The organism is Acinetobacter vivianii, assembly GCF_014635885.1.
Classification (GTDB): domain Bacteria; phylum Pseudomonadota; class Gammaproteobacteria; order Pseudomonadales; family Moraxellaceae; genus Acinetobacter; species Acinetobacter vivianii.
The window spans coordinates 46,898-65,869 of record NZ_BMDR01000006.1 but is presented as its reverse complement, the minus strand read 5'-3'; the positions used below and the strand labels follow the sequence as shown (position 1 = coordinate 65,869).

Genomic DNA, 18,972 nt, shown 5'->3' with positions numbered 1-18,972 from the left:
TGTGTGAATTGTATTTTATACACTGACCAGACGATTCGATTTCACCATGTCAGCAAGACCGTGGGTTCTGAAATAATGTTCAAGCCAGCTTTTAATCACCAGCGGATTGTTCATTTGCAGTACATCTTCAAGCAGTTTTTTGGCGTCGCTCATTGGCACATGGCAAATTGCTTTGCGTACTCGCAAAATATTACTAGAACTCATTGATAGCGTATTGAAGCCCATTGCCATTAACAGAATCGCAGACAATGGATCACCCGCCATTTCACCACACACACTGACAGGTTTTTGGTGGGTATGGCAATCTTCTGCCAGACGTTTCAAAGCCCGTAAAATCGATGGGTGGAAGTGCGAATAGACGTTGGCAACATGTGGATTATTACGATCCACCGCTAGTAAGTACTGGGTTAAATCATTGGAACCCACCGAGAAGAAATCGACCAGTTCGGCAAACTCATCAATTTGCAGCAGCACGCTCGGTACCTCGACCATAATCCCGATTTTAGGCTTGGTAATCTTGACCTGTTCTTCTTCCTGTACTGCAACCCAGTCACGCTCAAGCAGATACAGCACTTCTTCTACTTCGCTGACACTGGTTACCATCGGCAGCAGGATATGCAGATTATTCAGGCCAATGCTGGCTTTGAGCATGGCACGGATTTGCGCAGAGAAAATCTCAGGATGATCCAGCGTAAAACGCAGTCCACGCCAGCCTAGCGCTGAGTTTTCTTCTTCAATACTGAAGTATGGCAAGTCTTTATCCGCACCAATATCGAGGGTACGCATAATCACTGGTTTATTGGCAAAATGGCTAAGCTGCTGACGATAGATGGCGCGTTGTTCTTCTTCGCCAGGGAAGCGCTCACGTAGCATGAAGGGAATCTCGCTACGGTATAAACCTACACCTTTGGCACCGCGCTGAACACCACGCACCACATCAATCATTAAACCTGTATTGACGAATAACGGAATAGAAATGCCATCAGGCGTAATCGCATCTTTGGTTTCGTATTGCTTTAAATCTTTAGCGATCTGTTCTTCTTCTTTCTGAACTTCTTTATAACGTTGGCGTAAACGACGTGGTGGATTGACAAAAACACGGCCTTGATAAGCATCGACAATCATTTCAATGTCATCCAGCGTAGTGATTGGCAATTCGGTAACGCCGACCACTGTTGGAATACCCAGCGCACGCGCCACAATCACCATATGTGAATTGGCTGCACCTTCCGAGGTGACGATTGCGGCAATATTATCAACAGGTAATTCTACCAGAGCAGCGGTACTGATTTCTTCACCAATCAGAATGCTATCAGGGCTGAGTTCACGATGGCTTGAATCCGCTTCTTGCAGGCAGGCTAGAATTCGACGGCCCAGATCTTTGAGATCAGAAACGCGTTCACGCAAATAGTCATCTTCCATTTGCGCAAACAGCGCAACATGTTTGTCGATCACTTTACGCACTGCACCTTGGGCCCAGCTTCCTACACGAATATGGTCTTTAATTTCACTTGGTAAGGCATTTTCATCCAGCATTCGTAAGAACACGCTAAATAACGCCCGTTCTTCCGACATGAGGGAATCTTGCATTTTTTCATCTAAGGACTGAATTTCCTGACGAACCGAAGCAATGGCTTGATCCAGTAAATCCAGTTCTTCGCTGATATCTTCTGCTTCACGATCTGGAATGGCAGCAAGATCGGCAGGTGGGTAGAGCACGATGGCGCGACCCAGTGCGATACCGCCTGCACCTGAAACACCTTGGAAGGTTTTGTAAGTTGAGCCTGTAGTTGGCTTGCGGAACACATCAATATTGCCGACCGCATGTGCATGTGCGATGACACCTGAAAGTTGTGCACATAGCGTCACTAAAAAGGATTCTGCGGCTTCGCTGAAGTCTTGGGATTCTTTATTCTGAACCACAAGTACGCCCATGACCTTACGACGATACATCACAGGCACGCCAAGGAACGAGTTAAATAGCTCTTCGCCTGTTTCAGGTAAATAAGCAAAGCGGTCATGCTTCGGCGCATTGTCGAGGTTCACAATCTCCTCGCGTTGCCCGACTAAACCGACCAGACCTTCACCGATATTTAACGAGACATTGCCGACGGCTTCAGGTTTAAGACCTTTCGATGCCATCAGCACATAACGGCGATTACGTTCGTCCAGTAAATAAATCGAGCAGACATCCACATGCATGGCTTCAGCCACATGATTGACCATAATGTCCAAAGAATCATGCAAACTGACGGACGCATTAATTTCTTGCACAATGCGTCTAAGGGTGTCGAGTTGCATGTTTGACATGGATGTTTACTCCAGTTTATTGAATCGTTATAGGCCTAGTTATAACAGCTCTCTTGCCAAAAATCATTGCTTAAAATGATGATTCTATGACAATTAACGCTGAGGTAGTTGTAAACATAATTCCATCATGGCTTTACGGTAAACATCACGTTTGAAGTTGACCACTTGACCCAATGGGTACCAGTAACTCACCCATTGCCATTCATCGAACTCGGGTGGGTCTGACAGGTTTAACTGAATATGATGAGGCGAGGCCGTTAACTTCAGTAAAAACCATTTTTGCTTTTGTCCAATACATACCGGATCTGAATCTGACCGAATGTACCGATGTGGCAAACGATAACGCAGCCAACCTTTTGTTTGCGCTATAATCTGGACGTGTTCGGGCAATAAACCGACTTCTTCTCTCAGTTCACGAAAAAGTGCCTGTTCAGGGGTTTCACCAAATTGGATCCCTCCTTGTGGAAATTGCCAAGCATTGTGACCAATGCGCTTTGCCCATAAAACCTGTCCGTCATCGTTTGCCAAAATGATCCCGACGTTGGGTCGGAAACCTTCTGAGTCGATCATTTGGCTACCTAAATTTTATCTATATCGTTGACTTTGATCTCGGGGACAGACTATCTTCCATGTCCAACTCGAAAAAGGTCAAAGTAAAATGTTTAAATTGCTATGATCTTAACGAATTTTTAGTGACTTACGGAAATAGATTTACGTTTTTTTTCTTTAATTTGCATTTAAATGAGCATTTATATGAAATTGGCTTTGTTTGATTTAGATCATACCCTGTTAAATACCGATTCTGACCATTCATGGGGCGAGTTTTTGGTCAGTGAAGCTTTGGTTGATCCTGTTCATCATCGTCAAATGAACGACAAGTTTTACGAAGACTATAAAGCGGGGCAACTGGATCCGATTGCCTATAATGAATTTGTTTTTGAATTTCTCACCAAACACGACAATAACTATTTAACTGAATTACATCAGTTGTTTATGCAAAAAATCATTCGTCCACAAATGCGTCCAAAAGGATTTGATGCGATTAAAAAGCATCAGGATCTCGGGCATGCCATTGTGGGGATTACCGCGACCAGTGATTTTATTACCGCGCCGATTTTCCGTGAGTTTGGTATTACAGAAATTATTGCCACCAGTGCTGAAGTTGTTGATGGTAAATACACGGGCAAGGTCACAGGAATTCCATGTTATCAAAAAGGTAAGCTGGCACGTCTGGATCAATGGCTCGCTGGACGCACCGTAGATGAATCTTGGGCTTATTCAGATTCGATTAATGACCGTTTCTTGCTGGAATATGCGACCCATGCGATTGCAGTCAATCCAGATGACCGTTTAGAAAAATTGGCGCAAGAGCAGGCTTGGGAAATTCAGGACTGGTCAATCTAAAGTCTCTATATCCCTGTCTATTTTGAAGAATATAAAAAACCTCCCATAAGTGGAGGTTTTTTATCGTACCAATGTTTCTACAGCAAAGGATGGATTATTTATCCTACCTGCATCATCCGAATCAGCTCCTCAGCCGCTTTAGACTGGATGCGAGCTGGATGCCAGACCATACCAAGTTGGCGTTGCATATCCAGCTGTAGATCTAGCTGTTTTAAATCCTGATTGACCAGTGTCTTGGGTAAAACAGACCAGCCTAAACCAATCGATACCAACATGCGGATGGATTCTAATGGATTGTTGCTCATGGTGATTTTGGGTTTGAGATTATTCTTTTCAAATTCGGCCAAAGTAATCTGGCTGGTATAGGTTTGTGCTGCTGGTAATAAGCTTGGATAAGCTATTAGGTCTTCGAGTTTGAGCTGAGTTTGCTGTGCCAAGGGATGGAAGGGCGCGGTAACAAATACCAATGGATCATTCCAGATGGTGACATAGTTGAGCCGATCATCTCCGACAGGAGGTAAGGTTAAAAAGGCCAGTTCGAGTTCGCCTGCCAATACCTGTTCATGCGCCTGTTCAGAATCGACAAAATGGACATCTAAGGTGACTTGAGGAAAATGCTGAACAAAATTTTTAAGTGGCTCAGCCAGATGATGTAAACCGATATGGTGACTGGTACCAATCTTGAGACGACCTTGTACCTGTGCCTGTTCATGACTCAGGGTATGATGAATCTCACCCAGTTTATTCAGCCAGGTTTGAACTTTGGGCAATAGAGAATGTGCTGCATGAGTCGGTTGAATGCCACGACCTGCGGATTCAAATAGCTTGACGCCAAAGTAGTCTTCCAAGCTATGAATCCGTTTGGTCACTGCAGGCTGGGTAATAAATAATTGTTCTGCTGCAATAGAAATTGAACCAGTTTCCATCACTTTTACAAATGCTTCAAAAGCTGCGAGGTTCATACACGCTTATCCGGGAGAGATTTTAAATTGGTTTTATGTGCAATTTTTTGAATTAGAAATAATTCCAGACTTTTTCATGAAAGAAAAAAGCAAAGGCTTGTACTGTTGGCTCAATCAAACTTAAGGTTGCCGCCATGATCCAATTGCCTGTAATGATATATGCAACGAGCATCGCCACACTAATATGCATGATGTAATAACTCAAGGTTTTTTTCAAAGTCCTACTATTATTCATTACGAATTGTTGAATATTTGACATTGGCTTCACCCTACAGAATCTCTATTTAATTAAATAATAATCATTATCATTTGAAATGTAAAAAAGAAATTTCAATTTATGATGATTGTTTTTATAAATAGAATGAACATTCACTTAAATATGATTAAAAAAAATGACATTAAAGTTAAGATCAGGCAGGATCAGATTGATTTCGCATGCTTTTCATTTAAAAGCACAAAGATGAGCCGAGAAGAAAATTTATCATTCCAAAAAGTTTTTTAATTTATAAAAATGATAAATTAGATTTATGTAAAAGCATTGCTATAATCAATTCAAGATAAAAAATACCCAGTCCGATGGCAAGCACGATGGAGAGCGACGACATGGCAGGCAAAACTTTGTACGACAAATTATGGGACGACCATTTAGTAAAACAACGCGATGATGGTTCTAGCCTTATTTATATTGATCGTCATTTATTGCATGAAGTGACCAGCCCTCAGGCATTTGAAGGCTTACAACTTGCTGGTCGTCAACCGTGGCGTTTAAGTGCCAATGTTGCAACCCCTGACCATAACGTACCGACTTCTAAAAAAGAGCGTGAACAGGGTATCGCTGGGATTGAAGATGATACTTCTCGTATTCAGGTTCAGACTTTAGACGATAACTGTAAAACATTTAATATCGTTGAATTCGGTATTAATGACATACGCCAAGGCATCGCGCATGTTGTTGGGCCAGAGCAAGGTTTGACTTTACCAGGTATGACGGTGGTGTGTGGTGACTCGCATACCGCAACGCATGGTGCCTTTGGTTGCTTGGCACATGGTATTGGGACTTCAGAAGTTGAACATGTATTGGCAACGCAATGCTTGGTACAGAAGAAATCGAAAAACATGTTGGTGCGTGTCGATGGCGTATTGGGCAAGGGCGTAACCTCTAAAGACGTGGTTTTGGCGATTATCGGCAAAATTGGTACTGCGGGCGGTACAGGCTATGCCATTGAGTTTGGTGGGCAAGTGTTCCGCGACATGTCAATCGAAGGCCGTATGACGGTATGTAATATGGCGATTGAAGCCGGTGCTCGTGTGGGAATGGTGGCTGTTGATGACAAGACCATTGCCTATGTCAAAGATCGTAACTATGCGCCAACAGGTGAACAGTGGGATCAGGCGGTTGAATACTGGAATACCTTACATTCGGACGAAGATGCGGTATTTGATGCGGTAGTTGTATTGAATGGTGCCGAGATTGAACCACAAGTGTCTTGGGGAACCTCGCCAGAAATGGTCATTCCAGTGACACAAGCCGTGCCAACTTTAGAGCAAGCTAAAGATGACGTACAACGCAATGACTGGACCCGTGCTTATCAATATATGGGTTTAACAGCTGGACAGGCCTTGGCTGATATTCAGTTAGATCGCGTATTTATTGGTTCATGTACCAATTCACGTATTGAAGATATCCGTGCAGCTGCCGACGTGGTAAAAGGTCGTAAAGTGGCTGCGAGTATCAAGCAGGCCATGATCGTTCCGGGTTCTGGTTTGGTGAAACAGCAGGCGGAACAGGAAGGTTTGGATCAGATTTTCTTGGAAGCGGGCTTTGAATGGCGTGAACCAGGTTGTTCAATGTGCTTGGCGATGAATGCCGATAAATTACAACCCGGTGAGCATTGTGCCTCGACTTCAAACCGTAACTTTGAAGGTCGTCAGGGCAATGGTGGACGTACCCATTTGGTGAGTCCAGCGATGGCGGCTGCGGCAGCAATTGCAGGCCATTTTGTTGATGTTCGTTCATTCTAAGGGAGCAGAATCATGGAAAAATATACTGTAGAGCAAGGTATTGTTGCACCTTTAGATCGTGCCAATGTTGATACCGACTTGATTATTCCAAAACAGTTTTTGAAATCAATTAAACGTACTGGTTTTGGCGACAATTTATTTGATGAGTTGCGCTATTTGGATGAAGGTTATTTGGGACAGGACATTAGCAAACGTCCAAAAAATCCTGATTTCGTTTTAAATAAGCCGCGTTATCAAGGTTCTAGCATTTTATTGGCACGTACCAATTTTGGTTGTGGCTCAAGCCGTGAGCATGCGCCGTGGGCATTGAGTGAATATGGTTTCCGTACCGTGATTGCACCAAGCTTTGCCGATATTTTCTTTAATAACTGTTTTAAAAATGGCATGTTGCCTGTGATCTTGTCTGAGCAGATTGTGGATCAGTTATTTAAAGAATGTGCTGAAAATGAAGGTTATCAGTTAACCATTGATTTGGATGCTCAGGAAGTTCGTACGCCAACAGGTGAAGCATTTAAATTCGAAGTTGATCCATTCCGTAAACATTGTTTATTGAATGGCTTGGATGATATCGGCTTAACTTTACAGGTTGCAGACGATATTCGTGCCTATGAAGCCAAAGCAAAACAGGCGCGTCCTTGGGTCTTTCAGGACATTCAGGCTTAATTTGAGTGGACGAAATTACACTTCGTCTTGGACATTTTTAACATAGCCATAGCGCAGACATTGAACTCTTGTTAACATGCTAGCGAATAATTTTTTGCTTACATGTTAACAAGGCATGAGGACTGGGCTTGAATAATGAGAAGAAGACTCGCTCGCAGTATTTTACTGTGTCTATGTGTTGGTACGACTTTAACCGCGTGTCAAAATGCACCGAACGTGGTTGATCAGGTTCGTATTGCACAGAACATGCTGGAAAGTAAGGCGGACAACACGACTTTATATTGTTCAGGCGTTGAGAATTGTGAGTTTGAACGAATCGGGGATATTGCGGTAATCGATGCAAAGACCCACCGGATCAGCCAGCAGGCAATGGGTCGGGGGATTGTTCGATTACATGGTTCGGTATTCAGCCGAAAGCAGCAGGTGTATTTAAGCGTACCTGCCAAGCAATATGAAGTTGTCATTCGTTTTTATCCTATTTCTCCAGATCGTGCAGAAACTTTCCATGTCATTCATGCGTTTAAACCGCATGTGCGCTATACCTTTAAAATGTATCGAGACAGAACACATCGCTCATCAGGCAGCTTACTTAAAGTTTCTGTACCTGATCCGCTATGTGTAGATTTACAGCAAGAGCAACATACCATTCGCCGCTTCTGCCGTCCTTTTGATGTCAGTACAGGTTTAGGCGAATTTGTTGAGAAAAAGGTTTAATCGGCTCGCAGTGTCAATACTGCTTATATGAAAACTGGAAAAGTAGATGTCTAAACATATTTTAATTTTAGCGGGTGATGGCATTGGTCCTGAAATCGTAGCTGCAGCGGAACAGGTTTTAACCAAGGTCAATCATAAATTTAATCTAGGTTTGACATGGGAACATGGTTTACTCGGTGGTTCAGCAATTGATGCACATGGCGAACCGTATCCAGCTGTGACCAGCGAACAAGCAAAAAAAGCCGATGCCATTCTACTTGGCGCTGTGGGTGGTCCTAAATGGGATAGCATTGAGCGCTCAATTCGTCCAGAACGTGGTTTGTTGAAAATCCGTAGTGAATTAAATTTATTCGCTAATCTTCGTCCAGCAATTTTGTATCCGCAATTGGCTGATGCTTCTAGCTTGAAGCCAGAAATTGTAGCGGGTCTGGATATTCTCATCGTTCGTGAATTAACTGGCGGGATCTATTTTGGTCAACCGCGTGGTATTCGTGAACTGGAAAATGGAGAGAAGCAGGGTTATAACACTGACGTTTACTCAGAAAGCGAAATCAAGCGTATCGCTAAAGTTGCTTTTGAACTGGCGGGATTACGCGGTGGAAAAGTATGTTCGGTCGATAAAGCCAACGTACTTGAAGTGACTGAGTTGTGGAAGCAAACGGTGACTGATTTACAGCAAGCTCAATATTCAAATATTCAGTTATCACATATGTATGTTGATAATGCAGCGATGCAACTGGTGCGTGCACCAAAGCAATTTGATGTCATCGTAACAGGTAATCTGTTTGGCGATATCCTGTCTGACGAAGCAGCGATGTTGACTGGTTCAATTGGCATGTTGCCTTCGGCTTCTTTAGATGAAAATGGCAAAGGCATGTATGAACCATGTCATGGTTCTGCTCCTGATATCGCAGGACAGAATATTGCCAACCCATTGGCGACCGTGCTGTCAGTTGCGATGATGCTACGTTATACCTTCCGTGAAGAAGCGGCTGCCAAAGCGATTGAAGATGCTGTAGGTCAGGTGCTAGATCAAGGTTTACGTACTGCCGACATTATGTCTGAAGGCATGACCAAAGTGGGTACAGATGCGATGGGTGAGGCGGTTGTTTCTGCGCTGAACTAATCTGTATTGAAAGCAAAAACGCAGCAATTGCTGCGTTTTTTTATTTGGCTGTTTAGCAAGCCTTACCTTCATAACGTATGGCGCGGGCGATTTGCTGCTGATCCAGTTCGAAGATGATATGACAATAGAAATTCACATCATAAGATTGCTGGCTGGTTGAGATCGATCCTAATCGTACTGAGCCACCGGTCGGTGAACTCGGATCTCCATAAGCCTGTGCAATCGGAACTGGAATATTAATCGGACGAAGGACAGTAAAAACTAAACTCTCTTTGCTTCTCTGAGGTTGTTTTAAGGTCTGGAAGCCTAAACTTCGTAAGTTTAGGTTTTGCTGGATCTGATCAGCGGATTGGCCCACATAAGGCTGTAAATAGTCTTGTAGTTGTACAGATCGCCATCCTGCGGTTGCACATCCTTGTAAACCTAAAATGAAAGCAGCCAGATATATTTTATAATTTGCCATTTTATTGTCCTTAATTTTTAGCCCATCTCTCTATTCTAACGATATAGACAAACAAAGACAAAAACGTACAAACTTGTCTACTTTTGGGTAATACTAAAGAGAAGCAAAATATGCTTAGATGAGCCCGAGAGTTAAGAGATGTGGAAAGTTTGATGCACAGGTTAATATTCGGATTGATGGGTAGTGTGATGGCGACACTAAGTTATGCGGATAATTGTGATAAGACACGTAATGGTTATGATGATGTTTACTGTACCAATAAAGTCTATGTGAGTGCGGATACTGATTTAAATAAAAACTATCAACTATTACGCAAATACCTGAATGAAACACAAGAAAAAATTTTAAAGAAATCCCAGTTGGCGTGGATCCGTTATCGTGATGTTGAGTGTAGTGAAGACTTGCAAAGCACGGCGAATATTCAATGTCGTTTGAACATGACCCAAGACCGTAACAACTGGCTACAAGAGCGCTTACGTGAGTGTGAAGCGGGTGCGTGTAAAACTACACGCTTAAGCGAATAAGTTCAGGTTATGTCCTGTTGGAATAAAAAAAGCCACATAAAGATGTGGCTTTTTTGCATTCACTAATCTGACTTAGCGTGCACGATAAGTGATACGACCCTTGGTTAAATCATAAGGTGTCATTTCAACTTTTACACTGTCACCTGTCAAAATACGAATATAGTGTTTACGCATTTTACCAGAAATGTGAGCAATAACTTCGTGACCGTTTTCTAAACGTACACGGAACATCGTATTAGGAAGCGTTTCGGTGACAACGCCTTCGAACTCAATGAGTTCCTCTTTATTGGCCATAGCCTACCTGATGATCAAATTGGGAAGGCGCAAATTATAGTCAATTTATTTAAAATTTACAAGATCAAGTCGCGGTAAGGCTGTCAGATATTAACCGAAAGAAACTGTCGGACAATTTGGTATTTTTTTTAACAAAATAAGCAGAATATTGTTGTCAGTTTGGTCAATCAACGTTAATCTAAAATTGTTGTTCATTGTCATAATAACGTATCTACAGGGAAGGGCACTGCGTGGGTCAGCTAACAGATGCATCAGTTGTATTGCGCTTTGGTTATCAGGCAATTCGTAAAGCAGGATTACCAACCGAAGAGATTTTAACAAAAGCCGGCGTGGCGCTAAATCAGGTTGATACCAATGCGAGAACGCCACTGAGTGCACAAAATGCCTTCTGGATTGCGGCACAGGATGTGAGTAAAGATCCGGATATTGGATTACATCTCGGCGAGCATTTGCCGTTATATCGTGGGCAAGTCATTGAACACTTATTTATCAGTAGTGAAACTTTTGGTGAAGGCTTAAAGCGCGCTTTGGCTTACCAGCGTCTGATTAGTGATGCCTTTGATGCCAAGTTGATTATTGAAGATGGTCGTTGCTATTTGACCAATGGTGAACAGTTCTGGTCGGATAATTTGGTCAATCGCCATTTTTCTGAATGTGCCATGTCTGGCATTTTACGTTTCTTTAAATTTATTACCGAAGGGCAGTTTGAGCCGATCTACATTGATTTTAATTTCAGTGAAGGCGCTGCCGATGATGAATATTTCAGAGTTTATGGTTGCCCCGTCAGCTTAGGACAAAAAGAAACCCGTCTTTATTTTGATGCTGCGGTACTGGACTATCCATTGTGGCAAGCTGAGCCAGAATTACTGCAATTGCACGAGCAACTGGCGATTGAGAAATTGCAGGAACTTGCGCGATACGATCTGGTCGGTGAAGTGCGCCGTGCGATAGGTTCAACTCTAGAAAGTGGTGAAACGACACTGGAAACGGTTGCTGCACAATTGAATATCACGCCGCGTCGTTTAAGAACGCAATTGAGTGAAGCCAATACCAGCTTCCAGCAAATTCTTTCAGACTATCGTTGTCGTCTGGCGAAAAAGCTTTTGGCCAATACCAGTGAAAGTGTGGAACGTATTGTGTATTTAACTGGTTTTTCTGAACCAAGTACTTTCTATCGTGCTTTTAAGCGCTGGACCAATGAAACGCCTGTTGAATATCGTAAGCGTAAACAGCGTTAATTGATTTCAAATGAAACAAGCCTGGTCAAATTGATCAGGCTTTTTTTATGTACTTAGTAGAGTGCATTATTCAGGTAAGTTAAGCCATTGCGGCCCTAAAGGCATCTTCGGTAATTCAAACTCATCTGGATAATAGGCCTGAATAAAATAGAGACCATCGGAAGGGGCGGTAATACCAGCAGCGGTACGGTCTTCTGCTGCAAACATGGTATCGATATGGTCGATGTCATACATGCCTTGACCGATTTCAAGCAGGCAACCCATGATGTTGCGTACCATGTGATGTAAGAAACCATCTGCCTGAATATCTAAAACTAAATAACGGCCATGCTCAAACAAGCGGCAATGTTTTACATGACGCACAGGTTGATTCGACTGACACGCCGCAGCACGGAAGGTTTCGAAATTATGCGTTCCTTCAAACTTGGATGCAGCCGCAATCATTTTCTGGACATCAAGTGTTTGATAGAGATGCGTGACTTGCTTGTATAGCAACGCAGGGCGAGTAGGGGCGTTATACACCACATAACGATAACGACGCGCTACTGCCTTAAAACGGGCATGGAAATTTTCATCCATGCATTTAATCCACTGAATGGAAATATCTTTGGGAAGTTGACTGTTGGCACCACGAATCCAGCCAAGTTCTGGACGGATCGCTTCGGTATCAAAATGCGCCACCATATTGGTTGCATGCACCCCTGCATCGGTACGACCCGCGCCATGTAACACGATGGGTTCATTGGCAATGGTACTCAACACTTTTTCTACGGTTTCCTGAACAGTGATCACGCCAGCCTGTTGGGTTTGCCAACCACGGTATTGAGTACCGCAAAATTCAATACCAATTGCATAACGTTGCATGTTCTAACCTCAATATTAGTGTTGATGCCAATGTTCGAACCATTGTTCGTGGGTCGGGTATTTTAAATACATTTGCAGGGCTTTTGCATATAAATCGGCATGGCTATGGCAATCATTGACCAAAACTTTGGCAGATTGAATCCATGAGCTGACTGCATAACGCTGATCCAACTGTCCGAAGGTGACCTGTGTACTAATAATTGGCAGACATTGCTTCTGATAAAAAGCGTCAAATAACGCAAGAATTTCATCATTGACGGCAATATTGCCTGTTCCGAAACCTTGTAAAACCAGAAAGTCAGGTGGAGCAGCCACAAGATTTTTTAACTGCATGATGAGCTGCTCTTTTGCAATCGGCTGTAACATCAGATTGAGCATGCTCAGTTGTGCTGCTTTTTCGATATGCTCATTGTGGATGACAAAAGGATCAGCCGTGGTCTTACAACTTTGCTCAGCCTTGATCCCGACAAATGCATCCAGCTCAGTTGTATGTGCTTTTAGCGTGGTTTGGGCATGGAAAATTTGTTGATGAAAGGCCAGATAAACACCGCTTGCTAAGCTCAATACCTGCTCTAGGGCCAGATATAAGTTACCGATTGCATCGGTAAACTCGCGTGTGTCATTGCCCTCAATATTCAGTAATGGATATTGGCTGCCCGTAATAATCGCATGGCAAGAATGGCCTAAGAATCGTGCCAGTGTAGCAGCAGCATAACTGAGCGTATCCGTACCGTGAATAATCACAAAATGCTGGAAGCCATTCAGTTGTAGTTGCTGGATTTGTTGGACCAGTTTGAGCCAATCGGTTGCAGTACAGGCACTGCTGTCTTTAATACTGGGTGCAGCGAAGCATTCGACCTGTAAATGTGGTGGGATCACCTTGCCAAGTAGTGGTAAAAAGTCCTGTTCTGGCATTGGCATTAACGGTTCGCCAATACAGCCAAAAGTTCCACCCATATAGATTAAAGCGATTTTTTTCATCATAAAAAAAGCAGTCTTAGAGACTGCTTATATTAGACTGATCAAATTCAGGAAGCTATTTTATTCAGTAAAATTTCTGAACGTTGTTGTTGCTCTGGATTGAATGCTGAGGTGTTTTTTAACAATTCACGGGTAGACTCATAGGCGCCCAGTTCAACATATTGTTCAGCCAGTTCTAAATTGAGCTGCGCTTCATTCAGTTGTTGCAAGTCAGGGAATGATTGCACCAGTGGATCATGACTTGCTGAAGTTTGAGATGGTGCTGGAGTAAATTCAACTTTAGGTTCAGCAACAGACGCTGGTGTTACAGCTTCAAATGAAAACTCAGTCTTTTCAATCGAGGTTTTTTCTTCAACCTGCGCTTGAGACGGTTCAAAATTGAAATCAAGGCTCGGTGCTGTTTCTGTACTTTGCTGTTTGGCTTCAGGTTGATTTGCAACAACCTCTAAATCCGCAAAGTTAAAGTCTAATTCTGGCTTGCTGTCTGCAACTTTGGTTTCTTCAGTCTTCGGTGTTGCTGAGTCCAGATTAAAAGAAAACTCAAGTGGTTGCTGTTGTTTTGCTTCAGGTGTTTCAACTGGTGCAGGAGCTGGTTCAACAGTTTCCTTTTGTTCAAATGAAAAGTTGAAATCTAAAGGCTGTACTTCAGGTGCGGGTTCTACTGTTCTGGCTTCTTCCGCAGGAGCCGTATATTCAGATTGTAAATCGTCAAAAGACTGTGCTGCTGGTGTTTGAACTAATGCATCGAAATCTGCGCTATTGTTTTGAGCGACAGGTTCTGTGGTCGTATGCATTTGATGAAAGCTTGCCGAATTAAAATCAATAGAGTCAGGCTGTTTATTCTGTAGATATTCACGATGTTTGATTTCAGCGGCTTGCGCAATATCTTCAAGTTTCAGTGCATGCACATGCTTGATCAGTTGATCAATTGCAAAATCATCTTTCTGTTTAAGATGAATCTCCAGTAAAAAAAGATAAAGCTCATGTTGAGAATTATCTTGTTTTAAAGCCTGATTGATTTGTGCTTCAGCGGCTTGGAAATTGCCACTATGTATTTGCTTTTCAAGCTGTTGGCGAAGGCTTTCAGAAATTGCAGTGCTAACTTGAGGGGCAAGTTCTTGTTCTTCACGAACTAAAGCCGTGCGTGAAGCCGTTTTGGTCGCAGATTTTTTCGGTGTTTTAGCTGTACCTTTCTTTGGTGCAGCATTGGCTTGATTACTTTCACGCTTTTTTAAAAAGATCGCAACCACCAGCACAATGACCAGTAGTACGATGATTATATTTGACATGATCTTTACCCCTTAAAGATTGAGCCGCTTTTATGCAAATTTATGAGAATCTTCTCGTAACCTAGCGTGTTGACTTTTTAGTTTCCTGCTGCACTTTTAACTGATCTTGTAGTTCGGCAAGCCGAGCATTTAACAGCTGAATACGTTGTTCCTTTTGATGCAGTGCCAGTTCTAACTGTGTTACGTTTCTTTGTAATGTAACGGTTTTTTCCCGTGCTGTCATAACTTTTAATGACAAGTCTGCACTGGTTTTTTGTTGTAATGTGTCTTTTTTGGCACTTCCCGTACTTGAATCTTGATTACTTTCAGCGACTAAGGACATTTCTGCCTGTTGTAAGCGATATTTGGCTTTAGCAGCGGCAGGGCGTTGGGTTTGAGCTGCGATTTGATTGATATTCTTATTCTGCTGCGTTGCTGTCGCGCTGAAATTAAAGTTCAAATGTGAACCTTGTCTGAGTCGATTTGCATTGCCTCCAATAAAGGCATGCTCATTTTGTGCCTTGATTTGATGCATCACCTGAGCGACAGGTTGCTGGGTTTGTCCTGCAATACGTTGTGCAATACTCCAGAGGGATTCATTGCGTTGTACAACATGTTGTTGTGCGGTTTCAGCTGATGTCGTTGGCGTATTTTGAACAGGTGCTTTTTTCTTCGCAGGGGCTGAAAGCTCTTTGGCTTGATATTGGGCTTTGGTTATCTCGCCATCTTCAACAGATTTTAATGCCGTATTTTTTAGCTCATTTGCAGGTGGAGCAGTCTCTGTTGCAGGTGTCGCTGCTTGTGCCGTTTGAATATTTTCCTGTTTAATTGCAGGAGCTTCAGTTGCTTTCTCTGCTTTGCTACTTACATTCGATGCTGTTTGTTGGAGTGATGCTGCTACAACAGAAGGTTCTACTTTTGCAGGCACAGCAACGGATATTGCGGCTGCTTCAGGTGCAGAAGATTGCTGTTTCTTTAATGCTGGCGGCAAGGCAAAGGGCGCATTTAATAGCGTTTCCTGTTTAGAGACTGCTTTGGTATTGGTATCTGCAACATTGAAACGGGTACTTTCAGGCAGGTTTAAGGCAATATCTTTTTCACTAACAATAAATTTAGGTGTGAGTGACTTTTCATTATTACTTTTTGCGCTGAGCGGTGGCTTTGCTGCCTGACGCATAGACTGTCGAATATGCTTTAAATGAGAAGCACCACCTTCTTGGATTTTGATAATGATGTTTAGTTCAGCATCCGTCATTGGACGGGAAGAGGTGATCACAATGACACCTTCTCCCTGATTGTTGCGACGTGTAAAAAAGTTCAGGTTTGAAGGGGGCTGATGTGCGGCACCAATCATCAATAAGTCTTCAGGCGTTGCTAGACTCACATCAAATTTCGAGTTGATATCAGCTTGATGGAAACTCATTTCCGCATAAAGTAACTCACCCGGAGCAGACTGAATTTGCAATGGATCAAGTGTAATTGCATAAAGATGTTGCGAAGAAATTATGGTTAAAATGGCAATTTTTAATTTGTTATAAACAGTCATCTCGATCCATGAAAAAGTGATGTTATGGTCAGAAAAAAGTATACATTACCGTGATGTAAATGAATTGTAAATTCTTCATTTTCCATCCACATAAAAAAGCCGATCAAATGTGATCGGCTTTTGATTTTTCGGGATTTTTGCTTAAGCGTTCTTGTATTCAACCAGAATACGAAGCATACGACGCAATGGTTCAGCAGCGCCCCAAAGTAACTGGTCACCAACTGTGAATGCACCTAGATATTCTTTACCCATATTCAGTTTGCGTAAACGGCCCACTGGAACAGTTAAAGTTCCTGTTACTGCAACTGGGGTAAGATCAGTCATTGATGCTTCGCGTGTATTCGGAACCACTTTTGCCCATTGGCTAGAGTTACGAATCATGTCTTCGATCTCGTCCAGCGCCACATCTTTTTTCAATTTCAATGTAATCGCTTGAGAGTGACAACGCATCGCACCGATACGGACACAGTGTCCATCGATTGGAACAATTTGCTGGTTACCGAGGATCTTGTTGGTTTCAACCTGACCTTTCCATTCTTCTTTTGATTGACCACTTTCGAGCTGTTTGTCGATATATGGAATCAATGAACCTGCCAATGGCACGCCGAAGTTTGCTTTCGGGAAACCTTCGCCACGTTGCAAGTCTGCAATTTGACGATCAATATCAAGAATCGCAGATTTAGGGTCATCCAGTAAGTCTTTGGTATTGTTATACAGATAGCCCATACCTGTGATCAGTTCACGCATGTTTTGCGCGCCTGCACCCGATGCTGCCTGATAAGTCATTGATGTAGCCCACTCAACCAGATTGTTCTGGAATAATGAACCCAAGCCCATCAACATCAGTGAAACAGTACAGTTACCGCCAACAAATGTTTTAGTGCCATTCACTAAACCATCTTTGATTACGTTCAAGTTCACTGGATCAAGTACGATGATTGCATCATCCGCCATACGCAAGGTAGAAGCTGCATCAATCCAGTAGCCATCCCAACCTTCAGCTTTGAGTTTCGGGAAAACTTCAGATGTGTAATCACCACCTTGACAGGTTAAAATGACATCCATTTGCTTCAGACTCTTAATGTCCGTTGCATCCATAAGTGCTGGGGCAGTCTTACCACCAAATGCAGGCGCTTCACCACCTGCATTACTGGTAGAGAAATAGAATGGCTCAATATGAGCAAAATCATTCTCTTCAACCATACGTTGCATAAGGACAGAACCAACCATCCCACGCCAACCGACCAGACCTACTTTCATGTCATTGTGCCTCGGTATGTAAAAAAATTAAAAGGGGTTTGAGTGTATCAAAAGCGTCCACAACTGCAAGCGTTACCTCACTAAAACAGTCTGTTTATTGAGTGGAATATCTTGTTTATATTAGATAGAAAATTGATAAAGCTACAGCTTTATTGTAAATCTATGCTATCCCAAAGAGAAAAATGAACATGATGTGGATTCAGATTTGCGCAGCAGTGGTGATATGGCTTTCATTTTGGTCTTTGATCCCTCGAGATGAGTGGTGGTTTCGGGGGGCGGATTTTCCCAGATTACAAATTTTGGCATTGGGGATTTTGACCGCTTGTGTAATGTTATTTGGTGTATCGGACTGGACTTTGAGCACGGAGCTGTTTTTTCTTGGTTTAATGGCTGCGATTGCCTATCAGCTCAAAATGGTTTTGCCCTATACGCCATTATGGAAAAAGCAGGTTCAAAAAGTAAAGAAGGCGCAGTTAAAACCTGAACAGCAAGTTTCATTACTGGTTGCGAATGTACTGACTCCAAACGATAAATATCATCTTTTGCTAGCGCATATTGAAAATCTAAAACCTGATGTGGTGCTGACCCTTGAGTCGGATGCTGCATGGCAACACGCGCTGAGCAAAATCGAAGCAGATTATCCTTTCCGTGTGCCTGTGCCTTTAGACAATCTATATGGAATGCATCTGTATAGTCGTTTGCCGTTAAATGATACCGAAGTGAAATTTATCTTAAGTGACGAGATTCCTTCGATTCACACTTGTCTGACGTTAGCGTCGGGTGTGCAGGTCAAGTTGTACTGTTTACATCCTAAACCTCCGAGTCCAACTGAGGCCAAAGACTCAACTTTAAGAGATGCCGAACTCTTGATTGTGGGTGACCAAATTAAAGACCTAGATCAGAGCTGTATCGTGATGGGAGATCTGAATGATGTGGCATGGTCGAGAACAACCCGCCTATTCCAGCGTATTAGTGGCTTGCTTGACCCACGGGTTGGGCGCTATTTCATGAATACTTTCCATGCTGATTATCCTTTACTGCGCTGGTCACTGGATCATCTGTTTCATAGTACGGATTTTGGTTTAGTCAAAATGAAACGCTTGTCGCATATTGGTTCAGATCATTTTCCGATTTATGTGGTGTTACAAACAGATCGTCTATTTGAACAACAGCAGGAATCACTGGAACAGACAGCCGAAGATGAACAGGAGGCTCAAAAGGCGATACAGGAAGGCATAGAGAAGGCTGAGGAAGAGGAGAAAGAGGTCATTGATCCTTTGGCTCAACCTCATAAATAGTGGGTTGTATAAGATTAAATTACGTGTTTTATTTA

At 42.8% G+C, this 18,972-nt stretch carries 19 protein-coding genes; 8 read left to right on the top strand and 11 right to left on the bottom strand.

Translation table 11 applies throughout. From position 1 onward, the window contains the following. Positions 1–15: 15 nt before the first annotated feature. Positions 16–2,310, bottom strand: a complete 2,295-nt coding sequence (ptsP, locus tag IEV36_RS13270) for a phosphoenolpyruvate--protein phosphotransferase (protein WP_004774229.1) — start codon at positions 2,308–2,310, stop codon at positions 16–18. A 93-nt stretch (positions 2,311–2,403) separates the two neighbouring features. Continuing rightward, positions 2,404–2,880, bottom strand: coding sequence for an RNA pyrophosphohydrolase (locus IEV36_RS13265; protein WP_004656060.1), 477 nt, complete (start codon positions 2,878–2,880; stop codon positions 2,404–2,406). A gap of 183 nt (positions 2,881–3,063) precedes the next feature. On the opposite strand from IEV36_RS13265, the gene IEV36_RS13260 reads away from it, so the two are divergent. Next, positions 3,064–3,714 (top strand): HAD family hydrolase, encoded by a 651-nt coding sequence (locus tag IEV36_RS13260; RefSeq protein ID WP_005255345.1) that lies wholly within the window; start codon positions 3,064–3,066, stop codon positions 3,712–3,714. A gap of 98 nt (positions 3,715–3,812) precedes the next feature. On the opposite strand, the gene IEV36_RS13255 is transcribed toward IEV36_RS13260, so the two are convergent. Both IEV36_RS13255 and IEV36_RS13250 read right to left on the bottom strand, forming a co-directional pair. After that, on the bottom strand, positions 3,813–4,676 hold the full coding sequence (locus tag IEV36_RS13255; RefSeq protein WP_004774233.1) for a LysR family transcriptional regulator: 864 nt from the start codon (positions 4,674–4,676) through the stop codon (positions 3,813–3,815). A gap of 52 nt (positions 4,677–4,728) precedes the next feature. After that, on the bottom strand, positions 4,729–4,935 hold the full coding sequence (locus IEV36_RS13250; RefSeq protein ID WP_004774234.1) for a DUF2061 domain-containing protein: 207 nt from the start codon (positions 4,933–4,935) through the stop codon (positions 4,729–4,731). A 344-nt stretch (positions 4,936–5,279) separates the two neighbouring features. Here IEV36_RS13250 and leuC point away from each other — a divergent pair, with 344 nt between their 5' ends. The 4 genes from leuC to leuB all read left to right on the top strand — a co-directional run bounded on the left by leuC (position 5,280) and on the right by leuB (position 9,201). Beyond that, the gene (gene leuC, locus IEV36_RS13245) at positions 5,280–6,698 is read left to right on the top strand and encodes a 3-isopropylmalate dehydratase large subunit (RefSeq protein ID WP_004774237.1); all 1,419 of its coding nucleotides are present in this window, start codon (positions 5,280–5,282) and stop codon (positions 6,696–6,698) included. Between the two features lie 12 nt (positions 6,699–6,710). Then, positions 6,711–7,361 carry a 3-isopropylmalate dehydratase small subunit gene (gene leuD / locus IEV36_RS13240; RefSeq protein WP_005255344.1) on the top strand — a complete coding sequence of 217 codons (651 nt, stop codon included), beginning with the start codon at positions 6,711–6,713 and terminating at the stop codon, positions 7,359–7,361. Positions 7,362–7,496: 135 nt separating this feature from the next. Next, entirely contained in the window at positions 7,497–8,075 is a 579-nt protein-coding gene (locus tag IEV36_RS13235) for a hypothetical protein (RefSeq protein ID WP_004774240.1), read from the top strand. A gap of 46 nt (positions 8,076–8,121) precedes the next feature. Beyond that, positions 8,122–9,201: a 3-isopropylmalate dehydrogenase gene (leuB, locus tag IEV36_RS13230; protein ID WP_004774241.1), complete on the top strand. Its 1,080-nt coding sequence runs from the start codon at positions 8,122–8,124 to the stop codon at positions 9,199–9,201. Positions 9,202–9,253: 52 nt separating this feature from the next. Here the strand turns inward: leuB and IEV36_RS13225 are convergent, their stop codons facing one another. After that, positions 9,254–9,664 (bottom strand): hypothetical protein, encoded by a 411-nt coding sequence (locus IEV36_RS13225; RefSeq protein WP_005255342.1) that lies wholly within the window; start codon positions 9,662–9,664, stop codon positions 9,254–9,256. 152 nt (positions 9,665–9,816) lie between these two features. Between IEV36_RS13225 and IEV36_RS13220 the strand changes: the two genes are divergently transcribed. Further along, positions 9,817–10,188 carry a lysozyme inhibitor LprI family protein gene (locus IEV36_RS13220; RefSeq protein ID WP_005255340.1) on the top strand — a complete coding sequence of 124 codons (372 nt, stop codon included), beginning with the start codon at positions 9,817–9,819 and terminating at the stop codon, positions 10,186–10,188. Positions 10,189–10,260: 72 nt separating this feature from the next. Here the strand turns inward: IEV36_RS13220 and infA are convergent, their stop codons facing one another. Next, positions 10,261–10,482, bottom strand: a complete 222-nt coding sequence (gene infA, locus IEV36_RS13215) for a translation initiation factor IF-1 (RefSeq protein WP_001284370.1) — start codon at positions 10,480–10,482, stop codon at positions 10,261–10,263. Positions 10,483–10,712: 230 nt separating this feature from the next. Here infA and IEV36_RS13210 point away from each other — a divergent pair, with 230 nt between their 5' ends. Beyond that, on the top strand, positions 10,713–11,720 hold the full coding sequence (locus IEV36_RS13210; RefSeq protein ID WP_004774248.1) for an AraC family transcriptional regulator: 1,008 nt from the start codon (positions 10,713–10,715) through the stop codon (positions 11,718–11,720). Between the two features lie 66 nt (positions 11,721–11,786). Here IEV36_RS13210 and truA read toward each other — a convergent pair whose 3' ends face one another. The 5 genes from truA to asd form a co-directional block, all read right to left on the bottom strand. Beyond that, positions 11,787–12,584: a tRNA pseudouridine(38-40) synthase TruA gene (gene truA, locus IEV36_RS13205; RefSeq protein WP_004774249.1), complete on the bottom strand. Its 798-nt coding sequence runs from the start codon at positions 12,582–12,584 to the stop codon at positions 11,787–11,789. Positions 12,585–12,599: 15 nt separating this feature from the next. After that, positions 12,600–13,568 carry an asparaginase domain-containing protein gene (locus IEV36_RS13200; protein WP_005255336.1) on the bottom strand — a complete coding sequence of 323 codons (969 nt, stop codon included), beginning with the start codon at positions 13,566–13,568 and terminating at the stop codon, positions 12,600–12,602. 44 nt (positions 13,569–13,612) lie between these two features. Then, positions 13,613–14,854 carry a T4P machinery localization factor FimV gene (gene fimV / locus IEV36_RS13195; protein WP_005255334.1) on the bottom strand — a complete coding sequence of 414 codons (1,242 nt, stop codon included), beginning with the start codon at positions 14,852–14,854 and terminating at the stop codon, positions 13,613–13,615. Between the two features lie 61 nt (positions 14,855–14,915). Then, a complete protein-coding gene (locus IEV36_RS13190) occupies positions 14,916–16,379 on the bottom strand; it encodes a type IV pilus assembly protein FimV (protein WP_005255332.1) in 1,464 nt (487 codons plus the stop codon). 141 nt (positions 16,380–16,520) lie between these two features. Beyond that, positions 16,521–17,639 (bottom strand): aspartate-semialdehyde dehydrogenase, encoded by a 1,119-nt coding sequence (gene asd, locus IEV36_RS13185; RefSeq protein ID WP_004774257.1) that lies wholly within the window; start codon positions 17,637–17,639, stop codon positions 16,521–16,523. A gap of 188 nt (positions 17,640–17,827) precedes the next feature. Between asd and IEV36_RS13180 the strand changes: the two genes are divergently transcribed. Next, the gene (locus IEV36_RS13180; protein ID WP_005255331.1) at positions 17,828–18,937 is read left to right on the top strand and encodes an endonuclease/exonuclease/phosphatase family protein; all 1,110 of its coding nucleotides are present in this window, start codon (positions 17,828–17,830) and stop codon (positions 18,935–18,937) included. Positions 18,938–18,972: the final 35 nt, after the last annotated feature.

Bases quoted from the DNA above. Each gene is read 5' to 3' on its own strand.
- ptsP (WP_004774229.1), bottom strand. From the start codon at position 2,310: ATGTCAAACATGCAACTCGACACCCTTAGACGCATTGTGCAAGAAATT.
- IEV36_RS13265 (WP_004656060.1), bottom strand. From the start codon at position 2,880: ATGATCGACTCAGAAGGTTTCCGACCCAACGTCGGGATCATTTTGGCA.
- IEV36_RS13260 (WP_005255345.1), top strand. From the start codon at position 3,064: ATGAAATTGGCTTTGTTTGATTTAGATCATACCCTGTTAAATACCGAT.
- IEV36_RS13255 (WP_004774233.1), bottom strand. From the start codon at position 4,676: ATGAACCTCGCAGCTTTTGAAGCATTTGTAAAAGTGATGGAAACTGGT.
- IEV36_RS13250 (WP_004774234.1), bottom strand. From the start codon at position 4,935: ATGTCAAATATTCAACAATTCGTAATGAATAATAGTAGGACTTTGAAA.
- leuC (WP_004774237.1), top strand. From the start codon at position 5,280: ATGGCAGGCAAAACTTTGTACGACAAATTATGGGACGACCATTTAGTA.
- leuD (WP_005255344.1), top strand. From the start codon at position 6,711: ATGGAAAAATATACTGTAGAGCAAGGTATTGTTGCACCTTTAGATCGT.
- IEV36_RS13235 (WP_004774240.1), top strand. From the start codon at position 7,497: ATGAGAAGAAGACTCGCTCGCAGTATTTTACTGTGTCTATGTGTTGGT.
- leuB (WP_004774241.1), top strand. From the start codon at position 8,122: ATGTCTAAACATATTTTAATTTTAGCGGGTGATGGCATTGGTCCTGAA.
- IEV36_RS13225 (WP_005255342.1), bottom strand. From the start codon at position 9,664: ATGGCAAATTATAAAATATATCTGGCTGCTTTCATTTTAGGTTTACAA.
- IEV36_RS13220 (WP_005255340.1), top strand. From the start codon at position 9,817: ATGCACAGGTTAATATTCGGATTGATGGGTAGTGTGATGGCGACACTA.
- infA (WP_001284370.1), bottom strand. From the start codon at position 10,482: ATGGCCAATAAAGAGGAACTCATTGAGTTCGAAGGCGTTGTCACCGAA.
- truA (WP_004774249.1), bottom strand. From the start codon at position 12,584: ATGCAACGTTATGCAATTGGTATTGAATTTTGCGGTACTCAATACCGT.
- IEV36_RS13200 (WP_005255336.1), bottom strand. From the start codon at position 13,568: ATGATGAAAAAAATCGCTTTAATCTATATGGGTGGAACTTTTGGCTGT.
- fimV (WP_005255334.1), bottom strand. From the start codon at position 14,854: ATGTCAAATATAATCATCGTACTACTGGTCATTGTGCTGGTGGTTGCG.
- IEV36_RS13190 (WP_005255332.1), bottom strand. From the start codon at position 16,379: ATGACTGTTTATAACAAATTAAAAATTGCCATTTTAACCATAATTTCT.
- asd (WP_004774257.1), bottom strand. From the start codon at position 17,639: ATGAAAGTAGGTCTGGTCGGTTGGCGTGGGATGGTTGGTTCTGTCCTT.
- IEV36_RS13180 (WP_005255331.1), top strand. From the start codon at position 17,828: ATGATGTGGATTCAGATTTGCGCAGCAGTGGTGATATGGCTTTCATTT.